Here is a 24,260-nt window from a genome sequence, read left to right as displayed (position 1 = left end):
AACAAAACGTTATCAGGTTGCTAAACAGAGCAACAAAAACAGAAACCCAGTAACAAATATAGCATCGGGGCTCTATTCACTATGTTCGGTAATAATATATTCACGCAAGTGAAACGCTCAGAAAATAAAAAGATGGCGGCTATCGCGCAATTTCTGAAAGAGAATGATTTGAGCGTAGATACGACCGTCGAAGTATTTATCACCGTCACCCGTGACGACCGTCTGATTGCCTGCGGTGGTATCGCTGGGAATATTATTAAGTGTGTCGCAATCTGTGAATCTGTCCGCGGCGAGGGTTTAGCGCTGACGCTGGCGACTGAGTTAATCAACCTTGCCTATGAACGCCATTGTACGCACCTCTTCATCTATACCAAAACCGAGTACGAATCGCTGTTTAAACAGTGCGGTTTTTCTACGCTCACCAGCGTTCCCGGCATTATGGTATTGATGGAAAACAGCACCACACGTCTGAAACGCTACGCCGAATCACTGGCAAAACAGCGTCATGATGGGAAAAAAATTGGCTGTATCGTCATGAACGCCAACCCCTTCACCAACGGACACCGTTTTCTGATCCAACAGGCGGCCGCGCAATGTGACTGGCTGCATCTGTTTTTGGTGAAAGAAGATACCTCACGTTTTCCGTATGAAGACCGCCTGGATCTGGTGCTTAAAGGAACAAAAGACATTCCACGTTTAACCGTGCATCGCGGTTCGGAGTACATCATTTCCCGCGCCACGTTCCCGTGTTACTTCATCAAAGAGCAGAGCGTTATTAACCACTGCTACACCGAAATAGACCTGAAAATCTTCCGCCAGTATCTGGCTCCGGCTCTCGGAGTCACGCACCGCTTCGTCGGTACTGAGCCGTATTGCACCGTCACCTCCCAGTACAACAACGATATGCGCTACTGGCTGGAGACCCCAACGCTTCCCGCCCCGCCGATTGAACTGGTGGAAATTGAGCGGCTGTGCTTCCAGGAGATGCCGATTTCCGCCTCCTGGGTGCGCAAGCTGCTGGTTAAAAAAGATCTCACGGCTATCGCATCCCTGGTCCCTGACGCCACGCTGCAGTATCTGCAAAGCATGGTTGAGCGAGCCTCATCGGGTGCGGCAGTCCGCCAAAATACCCCCGCATTAGCAACAGGTGAAAAATGAAAATAAACCAGGCAGCCGTCGCAGGCACACTCGAGTCCGGTGATGTGATGATTCGCATCGCCCCACTCGATTCGCAGGATATTGACCTGCAGGTTAACAGTAGCGTCGAAAAGCAGTTCGGTGATGCCATCCGGGCCACCATTCTGGACGTTCTGTCCCGCTACAACGTACGCGGCGTGCAATTGAATGTTGATGATAAAGGCGCACTGGACTGCATTTTACGTGCGCGACTGGAAGCACTACTGGCCCGCGCTGGCGGTATTCCGGCACTGCCATGGGAGGATTGCCAGTGATTTCCGAATCTTTGCAACAACGTAAAACTCGTACTCGCCGCAGCATGTTGTTCGTACCGGGCGCCAATGCCGCCATGGTCAGCAACTCGTTCATCTACCCGGCAGATGCACTGATGTTCGACCTGGAAGACTCCGTCGCGTTGCGTGAAAAAGATACCGCTCGCCGCATGGTGTACCACGCGCTGCAGCATCCGCTGTATCACGACGTTGAAACCATCGTGCGTGTAAACGCCCTCGACTCCGAATGGGGTATCAACGACCTTGAAGCCGTGGTACGTGGCGGTGCTGACATCGTACGTTTACCGAAGACCGATACCGCGCAGGATGTCATCGACATCGAAAGCGAAATTCTGCGTATCGAAAACGCCTGTGGCCGTGAGCCAGGCAGCACCGGTCTGTTAGCCGCCATCGAATCGCCGTTAGGCATTACCCGCGCGGTAGAAATTGCCCATGCTTCCGAACGTCTGATCGGTATTGCCCTGGGTGCGGAAGACTATGTACGTAACCTGCGCACTGAGCGCTCACCGGAAGGTACTGAACTGCTGTTTGCCCGCTGCTCTATTTTGCAGGCTGCACGTTCTGCCGGTATTCAGGCGTTCGACACCGTGTATTCCGATGCCAACAACGAAGCGGGTTTCCTGCACGAAGCCGCACATATCAAGCAACTGGGTTTTGACGGCAAATCGCTCATCAACCCGCGCCAGATCGAACTCCTGCACAACCTGTACGCCCCAACGCGCAAAGAACTGGCTCACGCCCGTCTGGTTGTGGAAGCCGCTGAAGCCGCTGCTCGCGAAGGTCGTGGCGTAGTTTCCCTGAACGGCAAAATGGTCGACAGCCCGGTTATCGAGCGCGCCCTTCTGGTTATCTCCCGTGCAGAACTTTCCGGCATTCGCGAAGAATAAGGCAAAAAAATGACGCAGAAAATCGAACAGTCTCAACGCCAGGATCGCGTGGCGACCTGGAGCCGTCATGCAGAAAGTGAGCTTTCCGCTTATCAGAGCACCGCAAAAGTAGAATTGCAGGCGCAAAAACCGCGCGACAAAAAGCTGTGCACTAACCTGGAAGACGCTATTCGTCGTTCAGGTTTACAGGATGGTATGACTATCTCTTTCCACCACGCTTTTCGTGGTGGCGATCTGACGATTAACCTGGTGATGGACGCCATCGCCAATATGGGCTTTAAAAATCTGACGCTGGCCTCCAGCTCTCTGAGCGACTGCCATGCTCCGCTGGTTGAGCACATCCGTCAGGGCGTGGTTAGCCGCATTTATACCTCCGGTCTGCGTGGCCCGCTGGCGGAAGAAATCTCACGTGGCCTGCTAGCCGAACCGGTACAAATTCACTCCCACGGTGGCCGTGTGCACCTGGTGCAAAGTGGCGAGCTCAGCATTGATGTGGCGTTCCTCGGCGTGCCGTCCTGCGACCAGTTTGGCAACGCCAACGGTTATACCGGTAAAGCGTGCTGCGGCTCACTGGGCTATGCCCGCGTAGACGCCGAAAACGCGAAACAGGTTGTCCTGCTGACTGAACAGCTGCTGACCTATCCGCATAACCCGGCCAGCATTACGCAGGATCAGGTAGATCTGATCGTGCAGATCGATCAGGTCGGCGATGCGGACAAAATTGGTGCCGATGCGACCCGCATGACCACCAACCCGCGTGAACTGTTAATCGCCCGTAGCGCGGCTGAGGTCATTGCTAATTCCGGCTACTTCAACGAAGGCTTCTCACTGCAGACAGGAACCGGCGGCGCCTCTCTGGCCGTTACGCGTTTCCTGGAAGACAAAATGCGCAGCCGCGATATCCGTGCCGACTTCGCGCTGGGCGGCATTACCGCTACCATCGTTGACCTGCACGAAAAAGGCCTGATTCGCAAACTGCTGGACGTTCAGAGTTTTGACCGTAACGCCGCAGAATCGCTGGCCCGCAATCCAAACCACATTGAGATCAGTGCCAACCAGTATGCCAACTGGGGCTCAAAAGGCGCATCCGTCGATCGTCTGGACGTCGTGGTGCTCAGCGCGCTGGAAGTTGATACCAGCTTCAACGTTAACGTACTGACCGGTTCTGACGGCGTACTGCGCGGCGCATCCGGTGGTCACTGCGATACCGCGGTTGCCGCTGCGCTGTCTATCATCGTCGCGCCGCTGGTTCGCGGACGCATCCCGACCCTGGTTGATAACGTGCTGACCTGCGTAACCCCAGGCTCCAGCGTTGACATTCTGGTCACTGACCACGGTATCGCCGTCAACCCTACACGTCCGGAACTGGCAGAACGTCTGAAAGAAGCCGGTATGAAAGTGGTGTCCATTGAATGGCTGCGCGAACGTGCACAGCAGCTCACCGGTCAGCCACGCGCTATCGAATTCACTGACCGCGTGATTGCTGTTGTGCGTTACCGCGATGGTTCAGTGATTGACGTTGTGCATCAGGTGAAGGAATAAACCATGCACCTGCTCCCTGAATACGCCACCCAACACGCGGTTTCCATTCCCGAGCTGCTAGCCAGCCGCGATGAGAGACAGGCAAGGCAACAGGAGTGGCTGACACGCCACTCTGCGCCGCTGGTCTCGTTTACCGTCGTCGCACCGGGACCGATTAAAGACAGCGAATTAACCCGTCGTATCTTTAATCACGGCGTAACCGCCTTGCTCGCGTTGGCGAAACAATCCACCTGGATTGTCAGGGAGCAAACAGCGCTGGTTTCTGCCAGCGGTCCAGAAGGTCTTTTGTCTATTGAGGCTCCGGCCCACGACCTCAAGCTCGCCACAATTGAACTTGAGCATTCACACCCGCTGGGACGGCTATGGGATATCGATGTCCTGACCCCTGAAGGGGAAATTCTGTCCCGGCGTCATTTCGCACTCCCTGCCCGCCGCTGTCTGCTGTGCGAGCAAAGTGCTGCCGACTGTGCGCGGGGTAAAACCCACGCGCTTTCCGACTTACTCACTCAGATGGAGGCACTGCTGCATGATGCCGATTCCCGCAACATCAACCAATAACGCAGTCCTTCCTCTGGATCTGCCTGATGCTTACGCAACGCTTGCGTGGCGCGCCATGTTGACTGAAGTCAACCTGTCGCCCAAACCCGGTCTGGTAGATCGTATTAACAACGGCGCGCATAAAGATATGGCGTTGGAAGATTTTCATCGCAGCGCTGAAGCGATTCATTCATGGCTACCACGTTTTATTGAATATGGGGCGTTTAGCGCACAGCTGTCGCCTGAGGATGTATTGAAAGGACTGCGCCCGCTGGGCATGGCCTGCGAAGCCGATATGTTCCGCGCCACCGCCGGGGTGAACACCCATAAAGGGAGTATCTTTTCACTGGGACTGCTGTGCGCCGCCATTGGCCGCCTGCACCAGCTCCAACTCACTGTTACCGCTGAAACCATTTGCTCTACGGCAGCAACATTTTGCCGTGGCCTGACCGAGCGCGAACTGCGCCAGAACAATCAACAACTCACGGCTGGCCAACGTCTTTATCAGCAATTGGGATTAACCGGCGCACGGGGCGAAGCCGAAGCGGGATATCCGCTAGTCATCCAGCATGCCCTGCCGCACTACCGCGCACTGCTGACTCAGGGCCGCGACCCTGAACTGGCGTTACTCGACACATTATTGCTGCTGATGTCTATCAACGGCGACACCAACGTGGCTTCACGTGGCGGCGCAGAAGGTCTGCGTTGGCTACAGCAGCAGGCCACCGCCCTGATGCAGCAAGGGGGGATTCGTACCCCTGCCGATCTCGAATATCTACACCAGTTCGACCAACAGTGCATTGAACGCAACCTCAGTCCCGGAGGCTGCGCCGATCTGCTGATCGTCACCTGGTTCTTAGCTCAGATTTCACAAGTTCATCATTATCACAATTAAAGATCCTTTCCGGAGAATCACACACATGTCTTTAGCAAAAGATAAAATATGGAAGTTATTGGCCCCCCTGGTCGTCATGGGTGTCATGTTTCTTATCCCCGTCCCTGATGGAATGCCTCCACAGGCCTGGCACTACTTTGCCGTGTTTGTGGCGATGATCGTCGGTATGATCCTGGAGCCAATTCCGGCAACAGCGATCAGCTTTATCGCCGTAACGATCTGCGTTATCGGCAGCAACTATCTGCTGTTTGATGCTTCAGAACTGGCCGACCCGGCGTTTAAAGCGGGTAAGCAAGCGCTGAAATGGGGTCTGGCTGGCTTCTCCAGCACCACCGTGTGGTTGGTGTTTGGTGCGTTTATCTTCGCACTGGGTTATGAAGTCACCGGTCTGGGTCGTCGTATCGCGCTGTTCCTGGTGAAATTCATGGGTAAACGTACCCTGACGCTGGGCTATGCGATTGTTATCATCGACATTCTGCTGGCACCGTTTACTCCATCTAACACTGCGCGTACCGGTGGCACCGTATTCCCGGTTATCAAAAACCTGCCGCCGTTGTTTAAATCATTCCCGAACGATCCTTCCGCGCGCCGTATCGGTGGATATTTGATGTGGATGATGGTCATCAGTACCAGCCTGAGTTCCTCGATGTTCGTGACCGGCGCTGCGCCTAACGTGCTGGGTCTGGAATTCGTCAACAAAATTGCCGGTATTCAAATCAGCTGGTTGCAGTGGTTCCTCAGCTTCCTGCCGGTCGGTATTATTTTGCTGATCGTTGCTCCGTGGCTGTCATACGTTCTGTACAAACCAGAAGTTACTCACAGTGCTGAAGTTGCCGCTTGGGCCGGTGATGAACTGAAAGGCATGGGTAAACTGACCCGTAAAGAGATAACGCTGATCGGTCTGGTATTGCTCAGTCTGGGTCTGTGGGTCTTCGGTGGTAAACTGATTGATGCAACCGCAGTGGGCCTGCTGGCTGTTTCCCTGATGCTGGCGCTGCACGTTGTACCGTGGAAAGACATTACCCGTTATAACAGCGCATGGAACACTCTGGTTAACCTCGCCACGCTGGTCGTTATGGCGAATGGTTTAACCCGTTCAGGCTTCATCGACTGGTTCGCCAACACTATGAGCACGCACCTGGAAGGCTTCTCGCCTAACGCGACCGTGATCGTTCTGGTGCTGGTGTTCTACTTTGCTCACTACCTGTTTGCCAGCCTTTCCGCTCACACCGCCACCATGCTGCCGGTTATTCTGGCCGTCGGTAAAGGTATCCCGGGCGTGCCGATGGAACACCTGTGTATCCTGCTGGTACTGTCCATCGGTATCATGGGCTGTCTGACTCCATATGCAACAGGCCCAGGCGTTATCATCTACGGCTGTGGTTATGTGAAGTCCAAAGACTACTGGCGTCTGGGTGCTATTTTCGGCGTTATCTACATCGCTATGCTTCTGCTGGTCGGCTGGCCGATTCTGGCAATGTGGAGCTAATCATTCCCGTTCACGCTTGATGAAAATGATGCCAGTCAGCTAAACCTGACTGGCATTTTTTATGATTAAATAGATGATATTCAGAATTTATATAAGTGTCCGAAATCATCATGACATCAACATGGCGTTATTCTTCGTTGCTGGCAGCACTCCTGCTACCAGTTTCTGCAGCTCAGGCCGATGAACTTCAGGCAAAACAGTACGCTGATTTTGACAGCTACGTGCTGGCTCTCTCCTGGCAAACCGGATTTTGTCAGAGCCAACACGAGCGTAATCGTCAGGAGCCTGACGAATGTCGTTTGCAAAAAGAGAGCGCAGACAAAGCTGATTTCCTGACCGTTCACGGTTTATGGCCCAGCCTGCCTAAATCCATTGCTGCCCGTGGAGTAGACAATCGCCGTTGGATGCGTTTTGGCTGCGCGACTCGCCCTATTCCCAACCTGCCTGAAGCCCGCGCCAGCCGTAAATGCGCGGCCCCCGAAACCGGGCTGTCGCTGGAAAGCGCGGCAAAACTCAGCGCCGTAATGCCCGGCGCTGGAGGAAGATCCTGTCTGGAACGTTACGAGTATGCCAAACATGGCGCGTGTTTCGGTTTTGATCCCGACGCGTACTTCGGCACGATGGTGCGGCTGAATAATGAGGTTAAGGACAGCGAGGTGGGCAAATTCCTGGCGGAAAACTACGGCAAAACCGTCAGCCGTAACGCATTTGACGCCGCCGTTGCCAAAAGCTGGGGCAAAGAGAACGTCAAAGCTGTGAAGCTAAGCTGCCACGGCAATCCAGCGTATCTCACTGAGATCCAGTTATCCCTGAAAGCCGACAACATCAACCAGACGTTATCTGCCCAGTCATTCTTACCGCAACCGCATCCGGGTAGCTGCGGTAAACAGTTTATTATCGACAAAGTGGGATACTGAAACTTGCGACCGACGCTGCGAGCTGGCGTCGGTCCGTAAACTTAGCGTTTTGCACGGGCGTCCGGGCGAACTAAATCAAAACGATGTGTTTCACTGATCGAATAATATGCCGTTGGCCCACCTGCACGCAGTACCGGCTTCGCTTTCGCCGTCTGATAGATGCCGTCTTCCAGGAGCGTTTCATCTATGTGAATGCCTACCACTTCTCCCAACACCAGCCAGGTATCAACCGGTGAGCCATCAGCGGTAGTCAGTTGCAGGCTTTGCGATAAGCGACACTCAAAATTGACCGGGCTTTGCGCCACGCGCGGCACGTTGACTATCCGGCTATCTGCCTTGCTAAGCCCGGCGGCAAAAAACTCGTCCTCACCGTGCGGCAAGCTGGCTGACGTTTCGTTCATCGCAGTGGCCAGCTCAAGAGTCGTCAGGTTCCAGACAAATTCACCGGTTTCGATAATATTCTGCACGCTGTCTTTCCAGCCGCTGCTGGCGAAACCGATAATCGGCGGATGATAGTTAAAACAGTTAAAGAAACTGTATGGTGCCAGATTGTGCCGACCGTTGCTGTCACGCGACGCAATCCAGCCAATCGGGCGCGGTCCAATGATGGCATTTAGCGGATCATGCGGTAAGCCGTGTCCCTGTGACGGTTGATAGAAATACATAGCGTTCCCTGTTGAAGTTAACGTCAGCGCAGCACAAATTATGCTTCGCTCATCCCCCTGGAAAAAGAAGATCAGCGTAGAACAATCTGCCAACGATTACGACTGAATAAAGTTGAGCAGGTCACCGTTGATCTGTTGCTTATGGGTGGTGCAGATGCCATGCGAGCCGCCGACATATACCTTTAACTGCGAGTCCGGCAGCATTTCCGCCGCGACCTTTCCGCAGGTTTCAAACGGAACAATCTGATCGTCATCACCGTGGATCACCAGCGTCGGGATGGTCATCTTTTTGAGGTCTTCACGCAGATCTGTTTCCGAAAACGCGTGTATACAGTCGTACAACGCTTTGATGGAACCTTGTAAACCTTGTTCAACAAAACTTTCCCTGACGGCTTTCGACTCTTTTGCGCCAGGACGATTGTAGCCATAGAATGCAGCGGTCAGCTCATAGAAAAAGGCGGCGCGATCGTTCACAACCCCCTCACGGATGCCATCGAATACCTCTTTCGGCACGCCATTTGGGTTAAAGTCAGTCTTGATCATAATGGGCGTCACCGCGCCAATTAACACCGCTTTTGCCACCCGCTGCGTCCCATGCCGGCCAATATAACGAGCCACTTCCCCACCGCCGGTAGAGTGCCCAACATGTACGGCATCTTTAAGATTGAGATGCGCGGTAAGTTCAGCCAGGTCGTCAGCATACTGATCCATATGATGTCCATCCCAGGGTTGGGCCGAACGCCCATGTCCGCGCCTGTCATGGGCGATCACACGAAATCCTTTCGATCCAAGAAACAGCATCTGATCTTCAAACGCATCTGCCGTCAGCGGCCAACCGTGACTAAACACAATAGGTTGTCCACTTCCCCAGTCTTTAAAATGCAAATAGCTGCCGTCTTTCAAGGTAAGTTTGTCGTACTGGCTCATGAGATCTCCTGTCGCGGAACACTGAGTTGTTTGACGCGCCCGCAGCGAGCGCTTAAAAAGCATAATGCAAATTGGAGAACGATCACGTTTTTCGGCTAAAATCACACCATATGCGACAATGTTGATGATTTACCTGAATGTGAACTAAATCACTTCAAACATGGGGTAAGTCTCAGTATCATCATAAAAGCTAAACCCTTGCCGCCTGACGGTGAGGGTTTTCTTTTGGGATTATTTACCTGCGCACCCGCAGTATCGACGACATGGAGTAATAAATGTCCAGACCAACTATCATCATTAACGACCTCGATGCGGAACGCATTGACCGCCTGTTGGAGCAACCTGCGTTTGCTGGTTTACCGATTGCCGACGCCCTTAACGCCGAGCTGGATCGTGCCCAAATGTGTTCTCCAGAAACCATGCCGCACGATGTCGTGACCATGAACAGCCGCGTGAAATTCCGCAATCTGAGTGATGGCGAAGTCCGTGTGCGTACCCTGGTGTATCCGGCTACTATGACTGACAGCAACACACAGCTTTCGGTAATGGCACCTGTCGGCGCTGCACTTCTGGGGCTGCGCGTTGGTGATACCATTCACTGGGAATTGCCAGGCGGGACCTCAACGCACCTCGAAGTTATCGAGCTTGAGTACCAGCCTGAAGCTGCAGGCGACTACCTGCGCTAACTCTGTCTTATCAAAGCCACTCGCTTTATCTTACAGGGGATGCATCCGCATCCTCTTTCCGGTTAGATCTCCCTGCTCCTCGCTTTCTTTCCTGTTCGCAAAACATAAATCTGTGTCGTGACTGACAGAATCATTTTTAATACTATGCTGTTATGTGTTCATGTAATGACAAGGAGAATGTTTATGTACAACACAATCATAATGCCAGTTGATGTATTCGAAATGGAACTGAGCGACAAGGCTATTCGCCATGCAGAATTTCTGGCCCAGGATAAAGGGGTTATCCATCTACTGCATGTGCTGCCAGGCTCAGCGAGCTTAAGCCTGCACCGCTTTGCAGCCGATGTCCGTCGTTTTGAAGAGCATCTGCAACACGAAGCGGAAACCCGTCTGCAAACGATGGTTGGTCACTTCAGCATCGATCCTTCCCGTATTAAACAACACGTCCGCTTTGGCAGCGTACGTGACGTGGTCAACGAATTGGGTGAAGAGTTGAATGCGGATGTCGTTGTCATTGGTTCGCGTAACCCATCAATCAGCACCCATCTGCTCGGCTCTAACGCTTCCAGCGTTGTTCGACACGCGACTTTGCCAGTGCTGGTTGTTCGTTAACAGCCACTGATTTGCTAAAGAAAACCCCTGCCAGGTTAACGCCTGACAGGGGTTTTTATTACCTCACGATTAATACAAATGGCCGATATTCACGATGGAGCTGATCGTATCGCCAAAAAACGTCAGACGGCTCAGGAATATGCCAACAAACAGCAGGGCGAAAAGCGCTTTTGCGCGACGCTCGCCCTGACGGCTAAGCACAAAGGCCACCGCCAGACACACCAGACTCGCCAGATAAAGTGGCGACGTCAGCCAGGCATGCGCCGTCATCTGCATGATGGTGCCACCGCTTAGCCAGATAATGGGTGCGGCGATCATGACTGCCATACACACGACAATCCCCTGGCGCAATGCAGCAACGGCAGGTGCGAGGTTAAGCAGTGGAATCGCAGCACACCCCATCACCCACACCGTGATGAAGAACAACAGCATTGTCAGACCGTTGGCAATCGCCACCATTGCCGGGGCGGCATAGGTCATCCCCTGTACCGCCACCAGTGCGATACCGAGAACAGAGGCCAGAACAGCTGGTGCTTTGTGCCCTTTTGCCAAAAACGTCACCCCGACAGCTGCACCGTATAAAGTGGCGCCCAGAATCTCTCGGCTCAGCCAGGCGTGCTGCAGGTTGATCAAGGCATCGTAGGCGCGATCCGGATGCGCAAGGTGTAATATCGCCGCCACGGACGCCGCCGCCAGAACCAGTCCACTTACCAGCCAGTACAGGCGCTTGCTCTCCAGTTTTCCTTGCAGCACACGCAGCGTCAGAATGAGCGTGATCCCAACCGACATTTGGCTTAATACGGTAAAAATGACCAGAGGAAGTTCATACTTTTCCATTACTTGGCCTCCGGCTGCTTTGGTTGACGCGCAAGGATAAAACGCGTGCCAGGATTAAGCTGCGGCATACGCGGGAATCCCGGCGGATACTGCACCGCATTATCAGGTATAGGATCGGCATCCAGATCGATAAGCGTCAGCGCACCTACCGGACAGGCATTCACGCACGCCGGCTGCATGCCAACATCAAGACGCTCATAGCACATGCTGCATTTTTCCGCTTTTTTCGTCTCTTCATTAAAGCGCGGCGCACCGTATGGACAGTTGCGAATACAGTTTTTGCATCCGATACAACGTTCCGGGTTATGCACTACAACGCCATCCTCACGTTTGGTGTACGCCTCTACCGGACAAGCCGCCAGGCAGGCCGGATTTTCGCAGTGGTTACAGGCCAGCGAGTAGAACGCTCGCTCTTCATGCGGATAAATTTCTTTATCCAGCGGGTAGACGTAGCGCCAGAAACGTTCTGGCTCCAGCTGGTTAAAACTCTTACACGCCATCGCACAGCCACGGCAGCCGATACACTTATCGCTATTAACTAAAAACGCGCGCCTCATACCGCTGCTCCTTTATCGATCAAAATGATGTCCGCAAACTGACTATGGATGGCCGCACCTGGTGCACCAGTTTTCATCAAGCCCATATCGGCTGGAGTATCCGCCACTACGTTTTGAACGTTGTATTTCCGTTTCGGGAACCAAGCCTCGTACATCACCAGGAAATCCTCCGGAACGTTAGCGGTTACCTTCGCACGTAACTCCACCTCACCTGCGGTGTTAAACACTTTCACCAGGTCATTTTCAGCGATGCCTCTTTTCCCGGCGGAAACCGGGTGCATATAAACAAACGGTTCAGGATAGAAGACCTGCATCCAGTCAAGGTTGATGAATTGGGAATGGATACCGAACTGGACATGCGGCGTAAACAGGTGGAATGGCAACGTGCTTTTTGCCTCCGGTTTGTATTCCGGCAGCGCCGTATGACCATTTTTCTCACACAGCTCAGATTTGAACTCAAACTTTCCAGAGGGCGTTTTAAACTTACGGTCATACCAGGCCGCAGAACTTGGCAGAATGGCTTTTTTCGGCCCTTCCAGTAAATCATCCCAGGAGGAGATACCAAACATTTTGGCCATTCCGTCATTGAACTCCTGGTCCAGCCAGCGCTTATGATCGAACTCCTGCGGGAATGTGCAAGAACCCGGCTCCAGCTTGTTGATTGTGCGGGAAAGTAAAACGGCGATTTCCAGATCGCATTTTGCCTCATACATTGGCTTAATTGCAGGCTGGTTGATTGAGAGCCAGTAGTGCCAATATGAGGCGTCTACGTTCCACTCTTCAAAGGCTGTGGTGACAGGCAAAACGATATCGGCATGCTGGACGGTCTCGTTAAAGAACTGGTCGGCGCACACCACCATTTCCAGTTTTTCGAATGCTTTTTCCATCTTGCTGCGATCAAAATCCTGAGCAAACGGGTTCTTACAGGCAACCCAAAGCATTCGGACTGGCGGCTCATTGGCTTCCAGAATTCCCTTTGCGGTCTGGTTGATATTCAACGAGCGATCGGAATACTGTGCGACTTCCCCCGCAGAACCAAACTCGCTGGTTGTGCCCGCCGCCCCCGGCATCCCGATAGAGCCTACCGGTGGCTTCTGCAACATGGCATTGTAGTTAAAGCCCCAGGTATGCAAATGACCGTAGCGAGCGCCACCACCCTCAATGCCAATATTGCCGGTCATTGCCACAAAGGCATCGATCGCCCGTACGTTAGCGCCGCCGTTGACATGGCGCTGCATGCCGTAGCCAATCCACACGGTAGCAGGGTTAACCGCGGTAAATTCTTCCGCCAACTGGCGAATAACATCCGCCGACAGCCCGCAAATTTCAGATGCCCACTCTACGGTAACGTTATTACGCAAATACTCTTCAAATTCAGCATAACCATGGGAATAGTTGTTAACGAAATCCTGATCAACCAATCCTTTGTCCACCAGGTGGCGTGCCATGCCCAGCGCCAGAGCGCCATCTGATCCTGGCCGAACACGTAAATAGAGATCGGCTTTCGCAGCGGTTTGGGTTAACAGTGGATCGATAACGACCACTTTTGCGCCTTTTTCCCGCGCCTGATAGATGTACTTCATGGTGTGCATAGAGCACCAGGCCGGGTTAGCGCCCCAGATAATAATGTATTTGGCTTTCACCATATCTTCCGGGTCGTTACACCACATGTCGCCCATGTCGTAGTTTTGCGCGTCGATACCGGCTGGCCAGCAAGGTGTTCCGGCAAAACGGGTGGTGTAACCCAGTGAAGACATCATCCCTTCAACGGCATAGTTCAATACACCAAATTTGCCTGAGTACTTGGTCAGCGCCAGACCCAACATTGAACCATCTTTCTTTTTAATCTCCAGCATCTTGGTCGCAATGCGCTGCATTGCTTCATCCCAGGAGATACGACGCCAGTTACCGCTGCCGCGAACATCCTGAACCATCGGATATTTAATGCGGTCCGGGCTGTATACCCTACGTGGATAGCTCAATCCCTTCACACACGGAGTTCCATGCGTAAACGTTGATTCAGGCGCGCCTTCCACAAAGGTGATGACGTCATCCTTCACCCAGGTTTTCAGGCTACAAGTGTCATAGCAGTTACGTGGACAGGCGTTACGATAGATTTTGTAGGTTTTGGGATTAAACGGAATTGGCGGTTGCGCCAATGCACAGCGTGAAGTCAGCAATCCCCCTGGCAGGGCAGCCACCGTTCCAAGGGCAATCAACCCTTTCAAAAATGAACGTCTGTTCAGAACTCCCGGTTCATTACTCATATTGATACTCTCGTGTTTAATTCATCAAGCCAAAAAGACAACCTTTCCGCAACGTTTTTCAACGTAACGGTTTGTGCATTTATATGTATTTTTTCTATATACGCGGGCACCCATATCGCTATATACTCAATTACATATCGAGTCATAACGATCTGGTATTCTGCTGATATCCTGGCATTTGCCGATAATAAAACTGCTAATTCCAATACGCAGGAAATATGATCATCTGGGATATTATTTACATGGTTTATAGATAGACCTATATTTGCCATGAATTCCCGAATGCTTAAGGTTGATTTACCCATTACGAGGGCATCTTCTTCAAGGTATACCGAAGCGAACGGCGGGGCTTTTAGCGTCTGCGGCCCAACAAATAGTGCATTGAAGTCGTACTCCGCCTCCAACCACTCCTGCTCTGTTAGCGTTGAGGCATTTGTATCTAAAGCTGAATAAGCCGCTTTCAGCGTGTAACTATCGTGAGAGATAAAAAAATCACGTAACAATAACCCTGTCGATTCAAAGATCGTCAGGGTTTCATATATTTCACCCATGAATTAACCAACCATTTATTCACACAACAAATGAAAAAATAATGCAGGTTAATATAATAAAGATAACGCCCTCTCTTTCTTTGATGAAAATAATGATCAGGCTAATTAAGTGAATGTTTTAAACGGTTTATTGTTTCAAGAATTGACAATTTAAGTGTATGGAAATAAAAAACCGCCAGCGGATGACTGGCGGTTTTGGCATTGCAGGTGAGTCTTACTTTTTTTATGCTACTGTCGTGCGAATCAGATAATCAAACGAACTTAACGAGGCCTTCGCGCCTTCACCGGTCGCGATGATAATCTGCTTATACGGTACGGTGGTGCAGTCACCGGCAGCGAAAACACCTTTCACGCTGGTTTCGCACTTGGCATCGATGATGATTTCACCCATACGGTTACGTTCAACGGCGCCTTCCAGCCAGTTGGTGTTCGGCAGCAGACCAATCTGAACAAAGATACCTGCCAGTTCCACATTGTGAACATCGCCGCTCACACGGTCACGATACTCCAGGCCAGTAACTTTGCTGCCATCGCCTTTCACTTCTGTCGTTTGCGCATTCAGAATGATGTCGACGTTTTTCAGACTGCGAAGCTTATTCTGCAGCACCTGGTCAGCCTTCATTTCAGGAGCAAACTCCAACAGCGTCACATGTTCAACAATACCTGCCAGGTCGATAGCCGCTTCAACGCCGGAGTTACCGCCGCCAATCACCGCAACACGCTTGCCTTTAAACAGCGGGCCATCACAGTGAGGGCAGTAGGTTACGCCTTTGGTGCGATACTGATCTTCACCCGGAACGTTCATGTTGCGCCATTTCGCGCCGGTGGCGATGATAATGCTACGTGCTTTCAGCACCGCGCCGGAGGCCGTTTCAATCTGATGCAAACCGCCTTCCTGCGCTGCTGGAATGAGTTTGCTCGCGCTCTGGCTGTCAATCACATCGACATCATAATCATCAACGTGTGCTTTCAGCGCGCCTGCCAGTTTCTGACCTTCAGTTTTCGGTACTGAGATATAGTTTTCAATATCAACAGTATCAAGGACCTGACCGCCAAAACGTTCGCCCATCAGACCGGTGCGAATGCCTTTACGTGCAGAGTACACCGCTGCCGCCGCACCTGCAGGACCAGAACCGACAATCAATACGTCATAAGCATCGCGCTTATTCAGCTCTTCAGCCGCACGTTTTTCTGCGCCAGTATCCACTTTCGCCACGATCTCAGTCAGCGTCATACGCCCCTGACCGAACTCTTTGCCGTTCATAAATACCGCCGGAACACCCATCACGTTACGATCGGTGATTTCGTTCTGGAAAGTACCGCCGTCAATCGCCGTATGTTTGATACGTGGGTTCAGCACCGCCATCAGGTTCAGCGCCTGCACCACGTCCGGGCAGTTATGGCAGGAAAGTGAATAATAGGTTTCAAATTCAAAATCACCGTCGAGATCGCGGATCTGCTCCAGCAACGTCTGCGCCTCTTTTGACGGATGGCCACCGGTCCACAACAGCGCCAGCACCAGAGAGGTAAACTCATGGCCCAGCGGAGAACCGGCAAAACGCGGTCCCTGGTGAGAACCGGGATTGGTAATCAGGAACGATGGCTTACGCACCGCCAGAGTATTGTCTTCTTTGAAGGTGACTTTTTCTGACAGTTCAGCAATTTCAGTCAGCAGTTCCTTGATTTCTGCCGATTTAGCGCTGTCATCCAGCGTCGCAATCAGCTCAACAGGTTTGGTCAGTTTCTCAAGGTAAGCCCTGAGCTGGGTTTTCATATTTGTGTCGAGCATTCTTCTTCCCTCTCTGAAAACATCATCATGCAAGCCGATTTTGCGGGACTGCATTAATGCAACTTGCGTCATGGTGCTGGAATGAAACAGGCGCAAATTTGCGCCTGTGGAATGCCGGATGCACTACGTTTATCCGGCCTACAAACTATGCGACTTAGATTTTACCAACCAGGTCCAGAGATGGCGCTAAGGTTGCTTCACCTTCTTTCCATTTTGCCGGGCAAACTTCACCTGGGTGGGAAGCGACGTACTGTGCTGCTTTGATTTTACGCAGCAGGTCAGACGCATCACGGCCGATACCTTCAGCGGTAACTTCGATTGCCTGGATGATACCCTGCGGGTCAACAACGAAGGTTGCGCGGTCAGCCAGACCTTCATCTTCACGCATGTTGTCGAAGTTACGGGTCAGGGCGCCAGTCGGGTCGCCGATCATCGCGTATTTGATTTTCGCGATGGTTTCAGAGCTGCTGTGCCATGCTTTGTGGGTGAAGTGGGTGTCGGTAGACACGGAATACACATCTACGCCCAGTTTCTGCAGTTCTTCATAGTGGTCTGCAACGTCACCCAGCTCGGTCGGGCATACGAAAGTAAAGTCAGCCGGGTAGAAGAAGAAGACGCTCCAGCGACCTTCGGTATCTTTCTCGGTTACTTCGATGAACTCACCGTTTTTGAACGCCTGGTTTTTGAAAGGTTTAATTTTGGTATTAATCAAAGACATCTGTACTTCCTCCGTGTTTTCGTTGAGAGATAAGTTAACGAAAATCTCTTCGCAGGGCTAATGCGTTTCCTTTATCAAATCAATAAGCGTTAACTAACAACCCACTCAAACTCATGTTGTGAACCTAAAGATAAAAGTAAAAAAGGCCCCCTTTGCAGGGAGCCTCATTACCCGAGCTACCCGCAGGTAACGTCAGTGCCAGCAGGGCTGGCTATGTGTTGCGCTCTACATTACCTTAACAAAGGTCGTAACAGCGATGGGGATTACATCACCCAACTAAAGAAAGGGCAATCGACAGACCGTCGATCTTACCTATGGCTGTGATAGGTTTTGCAATTAAGCCCACTTTCCTGCTGATTTTATAAGGAAAATCAATGTTTAAACGCACCTTACTCTTAACTCTTCTCCCCGCTATCGTGCACGCAGAGGAGCTCCCTGCCCCTGTTAAAGCCATTGAGAAACAGGGAATTACGATCCTGAAGCCCTTCGACGCACCGGGTGGAATGAAAGGCTATCTGGGAAAATACCAGGACATGGGGGTCACTATCTATGTCACGCCTGACGGTAAACATGCCATCTCCGGCTACATGTATAATGAAAAAGGAGAAAACCTCAGTAATGCGCTCATAGAAAAAGAGATCTATGCCCCTGCCGGACGTGAGATGTGGCAGCGAATGGAAAAAGCGTCGTGGATTCTGGACGGGAAAAAAGAAGCCCCGGTCATCGTTTACGTGTTTGCCGATCCCTTCTGTCCTTATTGCAAACAGTTCTGGCAGCAGGCGCGCCCATGGGTAGATTCCGGTAAAGTTCAGCTGCGTACGCTGCTGGTTGGCGTGATCAAACCCGAAAGCCCGGCAACCGCTGCTGCAATCCTGGCATCCAAAGATCCGGCCAAAACCTGGCATGACTATGAAGCATCGGGCGGGAAAATGAAGCTGGAAATCCCCACGTCTGTCCATCCAGAACAGATGAAAGTACTGAATATCAACCAAAAACTCATGGATGATTTAGGTGCTAATGTGACGCCCGCGATCTACTACATGAGCAAAGACGATACGTTACAACAGGAAGTGGGATTACCCGATAAAGATAAATTAAATATTATTATGGGAAATAAATAAAGGTAACAGAATGAGTGATTGTTATGGTTCTCATTTCAATCACTCTTTAAAATGTATTTTTATCGTAACCATCAAGCAATCTGTGTTATTTTAGTTTAAGTTAATTATTCATTAAGCCATAAACATAAACTCTAAGAATGATTAGAATTTAAATTATTCAACAATTGAATTATCCTATACATTACCATCACAGGAAGGTATGCATGGCTAACCTCTATGACCTCAAAAAATTCGATCTTAACCTGTTGGTAATTTTTGAATGTATTTATCAACATTTGAGCATCAGTAAAGCTGCGGCAACACTGTATATCACCCCTTCAGCCGTCAGCCAGTCATTACAGCGACTGCGTACACAGTTTAACGACCCCTTGTTTATTCGCTCAGGCAAAGGCATTACGCCTACGGTCACAGGGGTAAACCTTCATCTTCACCTTGAAAAAAATCTCAATAATCTGGAACAAACCATCAATATCATGCACGGTTCCAGCCTGAAAAATAAATTCGTCATCTACAGCCCACAAATTACAACCAACCTGAATGTGACATCTTTAATTAATAGCCTCAGAGAAAATTCAGATATTGAAATTGAGCATCATGATATATTAATGTCAGCAGAAACGGCCGAAAACATCCTTGCCTATCGTAAAGCCGATCTGGTGATTACAACAACGCCAGTTCACAATCGTTCTATTGTATGTACTCATTTCAAGACTATTGACTGTGTTTTAGTGTGCAGTGGCAACCATCCCAGAATAAATGAAACGAGCACACTCGAACAAATCCAACAAGAGCAATTTACATATTTTTCCTCTGAAGATCAGGGTATTAAAGATTATCGTTCCCGTGCAAGCGAATCGATGGCATTCCATAAAGTAGGTTTTAGTAGCGATTCCTTACTCTCGATTGCTAACGTTATCGCCAGTACGGATATTATTGGTTTTCTCCCCAAACAAATTTATGAACTTTATCAACCAGCATTGAAATTTAAAGAAATTAAAACCGATTTTGAATTACCAAAAATAAAATTATTCATAATGTATAACCGCGCATCATTGAATCATAAAGCCTTCGCAGAATACATAAACAAACTATCCTTAGATAGTTAATGGTAACATGATTAAAAGCACATCATAATTCACATAAAACATACAATGACAATGTGGCATGCAAATAATGAATATATTTAAATATTGCATGCCGCAAGAAAAAGCTTATCCTATTACGGACATTTATTATGGCTGCAAATAATAAAATTCGATATGGATTTGATATGTCTGTTTATAAAATACCGTTGGATAAAAATGTTCTGCAAGCAGCACAGGAACGCATTACCTGGACGCTTGAAACTCTACCGCGTGTCTGCGTTTCTTTCTCTGGAGGTAAAGATTCGGGGTTGATGTTACATCTGACCGCCGCCATTGCCCGCCAGTTACAGAAAAAAATAAACGTCTTATTTATCGACTGGGAGGCTCAGTTTTCCTGCACTATCGACTATGTCCAGGCGCTACGCGAGAATTATTCCGATGTCATCGAAGAATTTTATTGGGTTGCATTGCCGCTGACGACACAAAATTCACTGTCACAATTTCAGCCTGAATGGCAATGCTGGGAGCCGGGTACTCAATGGGTTCGCCAACCGCCTGCAGATGCCATTACCGATCCCGAGTTTTTCTCTTTCTACCAACCCGGTATGACTTTCGAGCAATTTGTTCGTGAGTTCGCTGAATGGTTTTCGCAGAAACGACCAGCCGCCATGATGGTCGGGATCCGCGCTGATGAGTCATATAATCGTTTTGTCGCCATTGCGAACTCGAAAAAACAGCGTTTTGCCGATGACAAACCCTGGACCACCAGCGCCCCCGGCGGGCATACCTGGTATATTTATCCGATTTATGACTGGAAAACTGCTGACATCTGGACGTGGTTTGCGAAGTCAATGCTCCCGTGTAATCCCCTGTACAACCTGATGTATCAGGCGGGGGTTCCCACGCGATACATGCGTATCTGCGAACCCTTTGGACCAGAACAACGCCAGGGGCTGTGGCTTTACCATGTTATTGAGCCTGAACGCTGGGCAATGATGTGCTCCCGCGTCAGCGGGGTAAAAAGTGGCGGGATATATGCTGGTCAGGACAACCATTTTTACGGTCACCGCAAAATATTAAAACCCGAACATTTAAGCTGGCAGGAATACGCCATGCTGTTATTGAAGAGTATGCCGGAAACGACCGCTGAACATTACCGCAATAAAATCGCCGTCTATTTACAGTGGTATAAGAAAAAAGGCATGGAGAATATCCCACAAACCCAGGAAAGAGATATTGGTTCAGTGGATATTCCGTCGTGGCGGCGTATCTGTAAGGTCCTGCTGAATAACGACTATTGGTGCCGGGCTCTCTCATTTAGTCCAACGAAACCCAAAAACTATCAACGCTACAATGAGCGCATGAAAACAAAACGCCAGGAATGGGGACTCTTATGCAACAGCGATTAACTCAGGAACTCCTCGGCTTTCTTTCTGGTTTATCAGAACCAGAGAGAATTGAAGCCATAAATGAATTCAGAAAGGCAATACACAGCGTCAGTCCCTTTCGCGAGGAGCCCGTAGATTGCGTACTTTGGGTTAAAAATGATCATATTTCACCCAATGACTACAACCCCAATAACGTTGCGCCACCGGAGAAAAAGCTGCTGCTGAAGTCCCTCGAAGCTGACGGGTTTACGCAGCCCATTGTAGTGGTTCACTCAACGGCTGAAGAATACGAAATTGTCGACGGTTTCCACCGCCACGAGTTAGGTAAAGCCAAAGCCTCACTGAGGCCCAGGCTGAAAGGATATCTGCCGGTTGCCTGTTTAGAACGCGAACGCCATGAGCGTATGGCGGCAACCATTCGCCACAACCGCGCTCGCGGGCGTCATCAAATCCACGCCATGTCCGAGATTGTCCGCGAGCTATCGCAACTGGGCTGGAGTGAAGAAAGAATTGGCAAGGATCTTGGTATGGACAGCGACGAGGTGTTACGCCTGAAGCAAATCAACGGCCTGCAAGCGTTGTTTGCTGACCGTCGATTCTCCAAAGCCTGGACTGTGAAATAGCTACAACGAAACCAGACGCTCGGCTGCCGCTAACAGCGTCGATTCTTGCTTGGCAAAACAGAGGCGAATCAGTTTATGCGGGAAAGGATCGGCGCAGAACACCGACAGCGGAATTGCCGCAACGCCCACTTCAGTGGTCAGCCACTGGCAAAACTCCACGTCGTTAAGCGAGGAAACGGCGCTGTAATCGACCAGTAAAAAGTATGTGCCTTCACACGGCAGAATTTCCAGTCGGCTGTCACGCAGCGCGTTCACTAACACGTCGCGTTTTTTCTGATAAAACGCGGGCAGTTCGCGATAGTGTGCCGGATCTTCTCGTAGCATATCCGCCAGTGCGAGCTGAGCCGGCGTGTTGACGGAAAACGTCAGATACTGGTGAACTTTTCGTAGCTCAGCGCTAATGGCGGCTGGCGCAACGCAGTATCCGACCTTCCAGCCAGTCATATGGTAGGTCTTACCAAACGATGAAACAGCAACAGCGCGTTCCCGCAGCTCTGAATGTGCCAGCACGCTGGCATGCCCCTGTTTGGCGAAACAGATATGCTCATAAACTTCGTCGCTGATGACAAAGATCTCGCGTTCTTTAATCGCCTGCCACAGCGCGTTAAAATCGGCGTGATGCCACACAGTGGCTGAAGGGTTATGTGGCGTGTTCAGGATAACCAAGCGGGTACGGTCGCTGAGTAAGGCACCAAACGCCTGCCAGTCGACGCGAAAAGCCGGTGGTTGCAGGGCGATACGTTTAACCACACCGCCGGATAATTCAACCGCAGGCGCATAGCTGTCGTAGCTCGGGTCGAAACAAATCACCTCATCACCTGGGCGCACCAGCGCAGTGATCGCGGCATACAATGCTTCCGTTGCCCCCGCCGTGATAGTCACTTCACTATTCGCGTCAGGTTTATAGCCGTACAGGTCTGCCGTTTTATCCGCGATGGCTTCGCGCAGCGGCTGCACGCCCGTCATCGGCGCATACTGGTTTGCGCCATGCGCGACGTGATACGCCAGACGCTCTTGCAAAAAGAGTGGACCGTCAAAATCAGGAAACCCCTGCGAGAGGTTAATGGCCTGATGCTGCTGAGCCAGCGCACTCATTTGCGTGAAGATAGTGGTGCCCAGATTAGGCAGTTTGCTTTGCGGAATCAGCGGGTTATTACTCATTATTGTTATCCCAGCGTGTGATGTTGTGGTTGAAGCCACTATAGCACGATGCTAGTATTTGGCAATCAAGACGTTCAGACGTCTATATAAAAATAACCTGCCTGGACAGGACAGCCAAAAGGACAACACAACATGAGTAATACCGAAATTCGCGTCGTCACCGGCCCAGCCAACTATTTTTCCCATCCTGGCAGCCTGTCGAGACTGAACGATTTTTTCACTGCCGACCAACTTTCACGCGCCGTGTGGGTTTATGGTGAACGCGCCATCGAAGCGGCCCGCCCTTACCTGCCAGAGGCTTTTCATCTTGCCGAGGCTAAACGCCTGCTGTTTACGGGACATTGCAGCGAAACCGATGTTGCCCAACTGGCAAAAGAGTCGGGAGAGGATCGCAGTGTGGTGATTGGCGTGGGTGGCGGTACATTGCTCGACACCGCTAAAGCGTTGGCCCGTCGTCTGGATCTGCCGTTTGTCGGTATCCCTACTATCGCGGCGACCTGCGCTGCCTGGACGCCGCTCTCCGTCTGGTATAACGATGCGGGCCAGGCACTACATTTCGAAATTTTCCCTGACGCGAACTTCCTCGTGCTGGTCGAACCCGGGATCGTTCTCAATGCGCCAGAAGAATACTTACTGGCGGGGATCGGCGACACGCTGGCAAAGTGGTATGAAGCCGTCGTGCTCGCACCTCAGCCGGAAACACTGCCATTGACAGTACGTCTGGGTATTCAAGCCGCGCAGACCATCCGCGACGTCCTGCTGGAAAGCAGCGAGCAGGCGCTGGCAGACAAACAACAAGGCACGCTAAGCCGCACGTTTTGCGATGTGGTAGATGCGATTATTGCCGGAGGCGGCATGGTTGGTGGTCTGGGCGAGCGCTACACACGCGTGGCGGCAGCGCATTCTGTTCACAATGGCCTGACCGTCCTCCCACAAACCGAGAAGTTTTTACACGGCACCAAAGTGGCGTACGGCATCCTGGTGCAGAGCGCGCTGCTGGGACAAGATGACGTGCTGGCGCAGTTAATTACCGCTTATCAGCGATTCAACCTGCCAACCCGATTAGCTCAACTGGAAGTGAACATCAATAACCGCGCCGAAATCGACAAAGTGATTGCGCACACTCTGCGCCCGGTGGAGTCCATTCACGCCCTGCCGGTAACGTTAACGCCGGAGACACTGCGTGCAGCATTCGAAAAGGTAGAGTCGTTTACGGTGTGATTATGGTGCGGGTTGCCTGATGGCGGCTTCGCCTTATCAGGCCTACGGTCAGAGCATTGTGGTAGGCCGGATAAGCATCAACGCCATCCGGCAAAAAATCAACAGCACTTCGCGCCACCTTTCCCGCCATATCGTGCATCCTGGCGCTCACGGAAAAATTCTTCGTAGGTCATTGGCGTCTGGTCCGGATGCGTGACGCGCATATGTTCAACATAGTTGTCGTAATCCGGCACACCTATCATTAATCGGGCGGTTTGACCTAAATACTTCCCGGCTTTGGCGAGTGTTTCAAACATAGTGTTTCCCTGTCGTACAA

25 protein-coding genes are annotated in these 24,260 nt (G+C 51.2%); 15 read left to right on the top strand and 10 right to left on the bottom strand.

Going from position 1 to position 24,260, the window contains the following annotated elements:
* Nucleotides 1–81: 81 nt before the first annotated feature.
* The 8 genes from citC (at nt 82) to rna (ending at nt 7,736) form a co-directional block, all read left to right on the top strand.
* The gene (gene citC / locus OGY13_RS04950; RefSeq protein WP_003831277.1) at nt 82–1,158 is read left to right on the top strand and encodes a [citrate (pro-3S)-lyase] ligase; all 1,077 of its coding nucleotides are present in this window, start codon (nt 82–84) and stop codon (nt 1,156–1,158) included.
* The gene (citD, locus tag OGY13_RS04945; protein ID WP_003831276.1) at nt 1,155–1,451 is read left to right on the top strand and encodes a citrate lyase acyl carrier protein; all 297 of its coding nucleotides are present in this window, start codon (nt 1,155–1,157) and stop codon (nt 1,449–1,451) included. The genes citC and citD overlap by 4 nt, the downstream gene beginning before the upstream one ends.
* Complete coding sequence (locus OGY13_RS04940; protein WP_003831275.1) at nt 1,448–2,356, top strand: aldolase/citrate lyase family protein; 909 nt, start codon at nt 1,448–1,450, stop codon at nt 2,354–2,356. The genes citD and OGY13_RS04940 overlap by 4 nt, the downstream gene beginning before the upstream one ends.
* 9 nt (nt 2,357–2,365) lie before the next feature.
* Nucleotides 2,366–3,898, top strand: coding sequence for a citrate lyase subunit alpha (citF, locus tag OGY13_RS04935; RefSeq protein ID WP_213752674.1), 1,533 nt, complete (start codon nt 2,366–2,368; stop codon nt 3,896–3,898).
* 3 nt (nt 3,899–3,901) lie between these two features.
* The gene (citX, locus tag OGY13_RS04930) at nt 3,902–4,456 is read left to right on the top strand and encodes a citrate lyase holo-[acyl-carrier protein] synthase (protein ID WP_003831273.1); all 555 of its coding nucleotides are present in this window, start codon (nt 3,902–3,904) and stop codon (nt 4,454–4,456) included.
* Nucleotides 4,425–5,330 (top strand): triphosphoribosyl-dephospho-CoA synthase CitG, encoded by a 906-nt coding sequence (gene citG, locus OGY13_RS04925; protein ID WP_137377149.1) that lies wholly within the window; start codon nt 4,425–4,427, stop codon nt 5,328–5,330. Before citX ends, citG begins: the two co-directional genes overlap by 32 nt.
* Before the next feature lie 25 nt (nt 5,331–5,355).
* Nucleotides 5,356–6,819 (top strand): citrate/succinate antiporter CitT, encoded by a 1,464-nt coding sequence (gene citT, locus OGY13_RS04920; protein ID WP_003831271.1) that lies wholly within the window; start codon nt 5,356–5,358, stop codon nt 6,817–6,819.
* Between the two features lie 110 nt (nt 6,820–6,929).
* Nucleotides 6,930–7,736: a ribonuclease I gene (rna, locus tag OGY13_RS04915; RefSeq protein WP_048236469.1), complete on the top strand. Its 807-nt coding sequence runs from the start codon at nt 6,930–6,932 to the stop codon at nt 7,734–7,736.
* Between the two features lie 41 nt (nt 7,737–7,777).
* Here the strand turns inward: rna and OGY13_RS04910 are convergent, their stop codons facing one another.
* On the bottom strand, nt 7,778–8,401 hold the full coding sequence (locus OGY13_RS04910; RefSeq protein ID WP_032942675.1) for a flavin reductase family protein: 624 nt from the start codon (nt 8,399–8,401) through the stop codon (nt 7,778–7,780).
* A gap of 96 nt (nt 8,402–8,497) precedes the next feature.
* The gene (locus OGY13_RS04905) at nt 8,498–9,328 is read right to left on the bottom strand and encodes an alpha/beta fold hydrolase (protein ID WP_048235896.1); all 831 of its coding nucleotides are present in this window, start codon (nt 9,326–9,328) and stop codon (nt 8,498–8,500) included.
* Nucleotides 9,329–9,603: 275 nt separating this feature from the next.
* Here OGY13_RS04905 and rnk point away from each other — a divergent pair, with 275 nt between their 5' ends.
* Together rnk and uspG are read left to right on the top strand one after the other, a co-directional pair.
* Nucleotides 9,604–10,014 (top strand): nucleoside diphosphate kinase regulator, encoded by a 411-nt coding sequence (gene rnk, locus OGY13_RS04900; protein ID WP_003831264.1) that lies wholly within the window; start codon nt 9,604–9,606, stop codon nt 10,012–10,014.
* A gap of 183 nt (nt 10,015–10,197) precedes the next feature.
* Nucleotides 10,198–10,626, top strand: a complete 429-nt coding sequence (gene uspG, locus OGY13_RS04895) for a universal stress protein UspG (protein WP_003022101.1) — start codon at nt 10,198–10,200, stop codon at nt 10,624–10,626.
* A gap of 69 nt (nt 10,627–10,695) precedes the next feature.
* On the opposite strand, the gene OGY13_RS04890 is transcribed toward uspG, so the two are convergent.
* The 6 genes from OGY13_RS04890 to ahpC all read right to left on the bottom strand — a co-directional run bounded on the left by OGY13_RS04890 (nt 10,696) and on the right by ahpC (nt 17,345).
* Entirely contained in the window at nt 10,696–11,463 is a 768-nt protein-coding gene (locus OGY13_RS04890; RefSeq protein ID WP_071445768.1) for a dimethyl sulfoxide reductase anchor subunit family protein, read from the bottom strand.
* Nucleotides 11,463–12,020, bottom strand: coding sequence for a 4Fe-4S dicluster domain-containing protein (locus OGY13_RS04885; RefSeq protein ID WP_008784074.1), 558 nt, complete (start codon nt 12,018–12,020; stop codon nt 11,463–11,465). The genes OGY13_RS04890 and OGY13_RS04885 overlap by 1 nt, the downstream gene beginning before the upstream one ends.
* Nucleotides 12,017–14,287 carry a molybdopterin-dependent oxidoreductase gene (locus tag OGY13_RS04880; RefSeq protein ID WP_128611428.1) on the bottom strand — a complete coding sequence of 757 codons (2,271 nt, stop codon included), beginning with the start codon at nt 14,285–14,287 and terminating at the stop codon, nt 12,017–12,019. The genes OGY13_RS04885 and OGY13_RS04880 overlap by 4 nt, the downstream gene beginning before the upstream one ends.
* Nucleotides 14,284–14,838 (bottom strand): TorD/DmsD family molecular chaperone, encoded by a 555-nt coding sequence (locus OGY13_RS04875; protein WP_213752675.1) that lies wholly within the window; start codon nt 14,836–14,838, stop codon nt 14,284–14,286. The genes OGY13_RS04880 and OGY13_RS04875 overlap by 4 nt, the downstream gene beginning before the upstream one ends.
* A gap of 223 nt (nt 14,839–15,061) precedes the next feature.
* Nucleotides 15,062–16,627: an alkyl hydroperoxide reductase subunit F gene (gene ahpF / locus OGY13_RS04870; RefSeq protein ID WP_020996553.1), complete on the bottom strand. Its 1,566-nt coding sequence runs from the start codon at nt 16,625–16,627 to the stop codon at nt 15,062–15,064.
* Between the two features lie 154 nt (nt 16,628–16,781).
* Nucleotides 16,782–17,345 (bottom strand): alkyl hydroperoxide reductase subunit C, encoded by a 564-nt coding sequence (ahpC, locus tag OGY13_RS04865; protein ID WP_002894394.1) that lies wholly within the window; start codon nt 17,343–17,345, stop codon nt 16,782–16,784.
* Nucleotides 17,346–17,719: 374 nt separating this feature from the next.
* Here ahpC and dsbG point away from each other — a divergent pair, with 374 nt between their 5' ends.
* The 4 genes from dsbG to OGY13_RS04845 all read left to right on the top strand — a co-directional run bounded on the left by dsbG (nt 17,720) and on the right by OGY13_RS04845 (nt 21,562).
* Complete coding sequence (gene dsbG, locus OGY13_RS04860) at nt 17,720–18,466, top strand: thiol:disulfide interchange protein DsbG (protein WP_032942669.1); 747 nt, start codon at nt 17,720–17,722, stop codon at nt 18,464–18,466.
* Between the two features lie 203 nt (nt 18,467–18,669).
* Nucleotides 18,670–19,572 (top strand): DNA-binding transcriptional repressor CitR, encoded by a 903-nt coding sequence (citR, locus tag OGY13_RS04855; RefSeq protein ID WP_060682591.1) that lies wholly within the window; start codon nt 18,670–18,672, stop codon nt 19,570–19,572.
* A gap of 164 nt (nt 19,573–19,736) precedes the next feature.
* Nucleotides 19,737–20,960, top strand: a complete 1,224-nt coding sequence (locus OGY13_RS04850) for a phosphoadenosine phosphosulfate reductase (protein ID WP_057066460.1) — start codon at nt 19,737–19,739, stop codon at nt 20,958–20,960.
* Nucleotides 20,945–21,562, top strand: a complete 618-nt coding sequence (locus OGY13_RS04845; RefSeq protein WP_032942666.1) for an IbrB-like domain-containing protein — start codon at nt 20,945–20,947, stop codon at nt 21,560–21,562. Before OGY13_RS04850 ends, OGY13_RS04845 begins: the two co-directional genes overlap by 16 nt.
* On the opposite strand, the gene OGY13_RS04840 is transcribed toward OGY13_RS04845, so the two are convergent.
* Entirely contained in the window at nt 21,563–22,723 is a 1,161-nt protein-coding gene (locus tag OGY13_RS04840) for a pyridoxal phosphate-dependent aminotransferase (protein WP_213753045.1), read from the bottom strand.
* Between the two features lie 132 nt (nt 22,724–22,855).
* Here OGY13_RS04840 and OGY13_RS04835 point away from each other — a divergent pair, with 132 nt between their 5' ends.
* The gene (locus OGY13_RS04835; protein WP_191226278.1) at nt 22,856–23,944 is read left to right on the top strand and encodes an oxidoreductase; all 1,089 of its coding nucleotides are present in this window, start codon (nt 22,856–22,858) and stop codon (nt 23,942–23,944) included.
* Nucleotides 23,945–24,042: 98 nt separating this feature from the next.
* Here OGY13_RS04835 and OGY13_RS04830 read toward each other — a convergent pair whose 3' ends face one another.
* Nucleotides 24,043–24,240, bottom strand: coding sequence for a YbdD/YjiX family protein (locus OGY13_RS04830; RefSeq protein ID WP_003022064.1), 198 nt, complete (start codon nt 24,238–24,240; stop codon nt 24,043–24,045).
* Nucleotides 24,241–24,260 lie beyond the last annotated feature (20 nt).

Origin of the sequence: Citrobacter sp. Cpo045 (assembly GCF_030332875.1) — a bacterium.
In the GTDB taxonomy this organism is placed as follows: Bacteria; Pseudomonadota; Gammaproteobacteria; order Enterobacterales; family Enterobacteriaceae; genus Citrobacter; species Citrobacter portucalensis.
The sequence above is the reverse complement of the archived record's forward strand: the minus strand, read 5'-3'. Positions and strand labels throughout refer to the sequence as shown.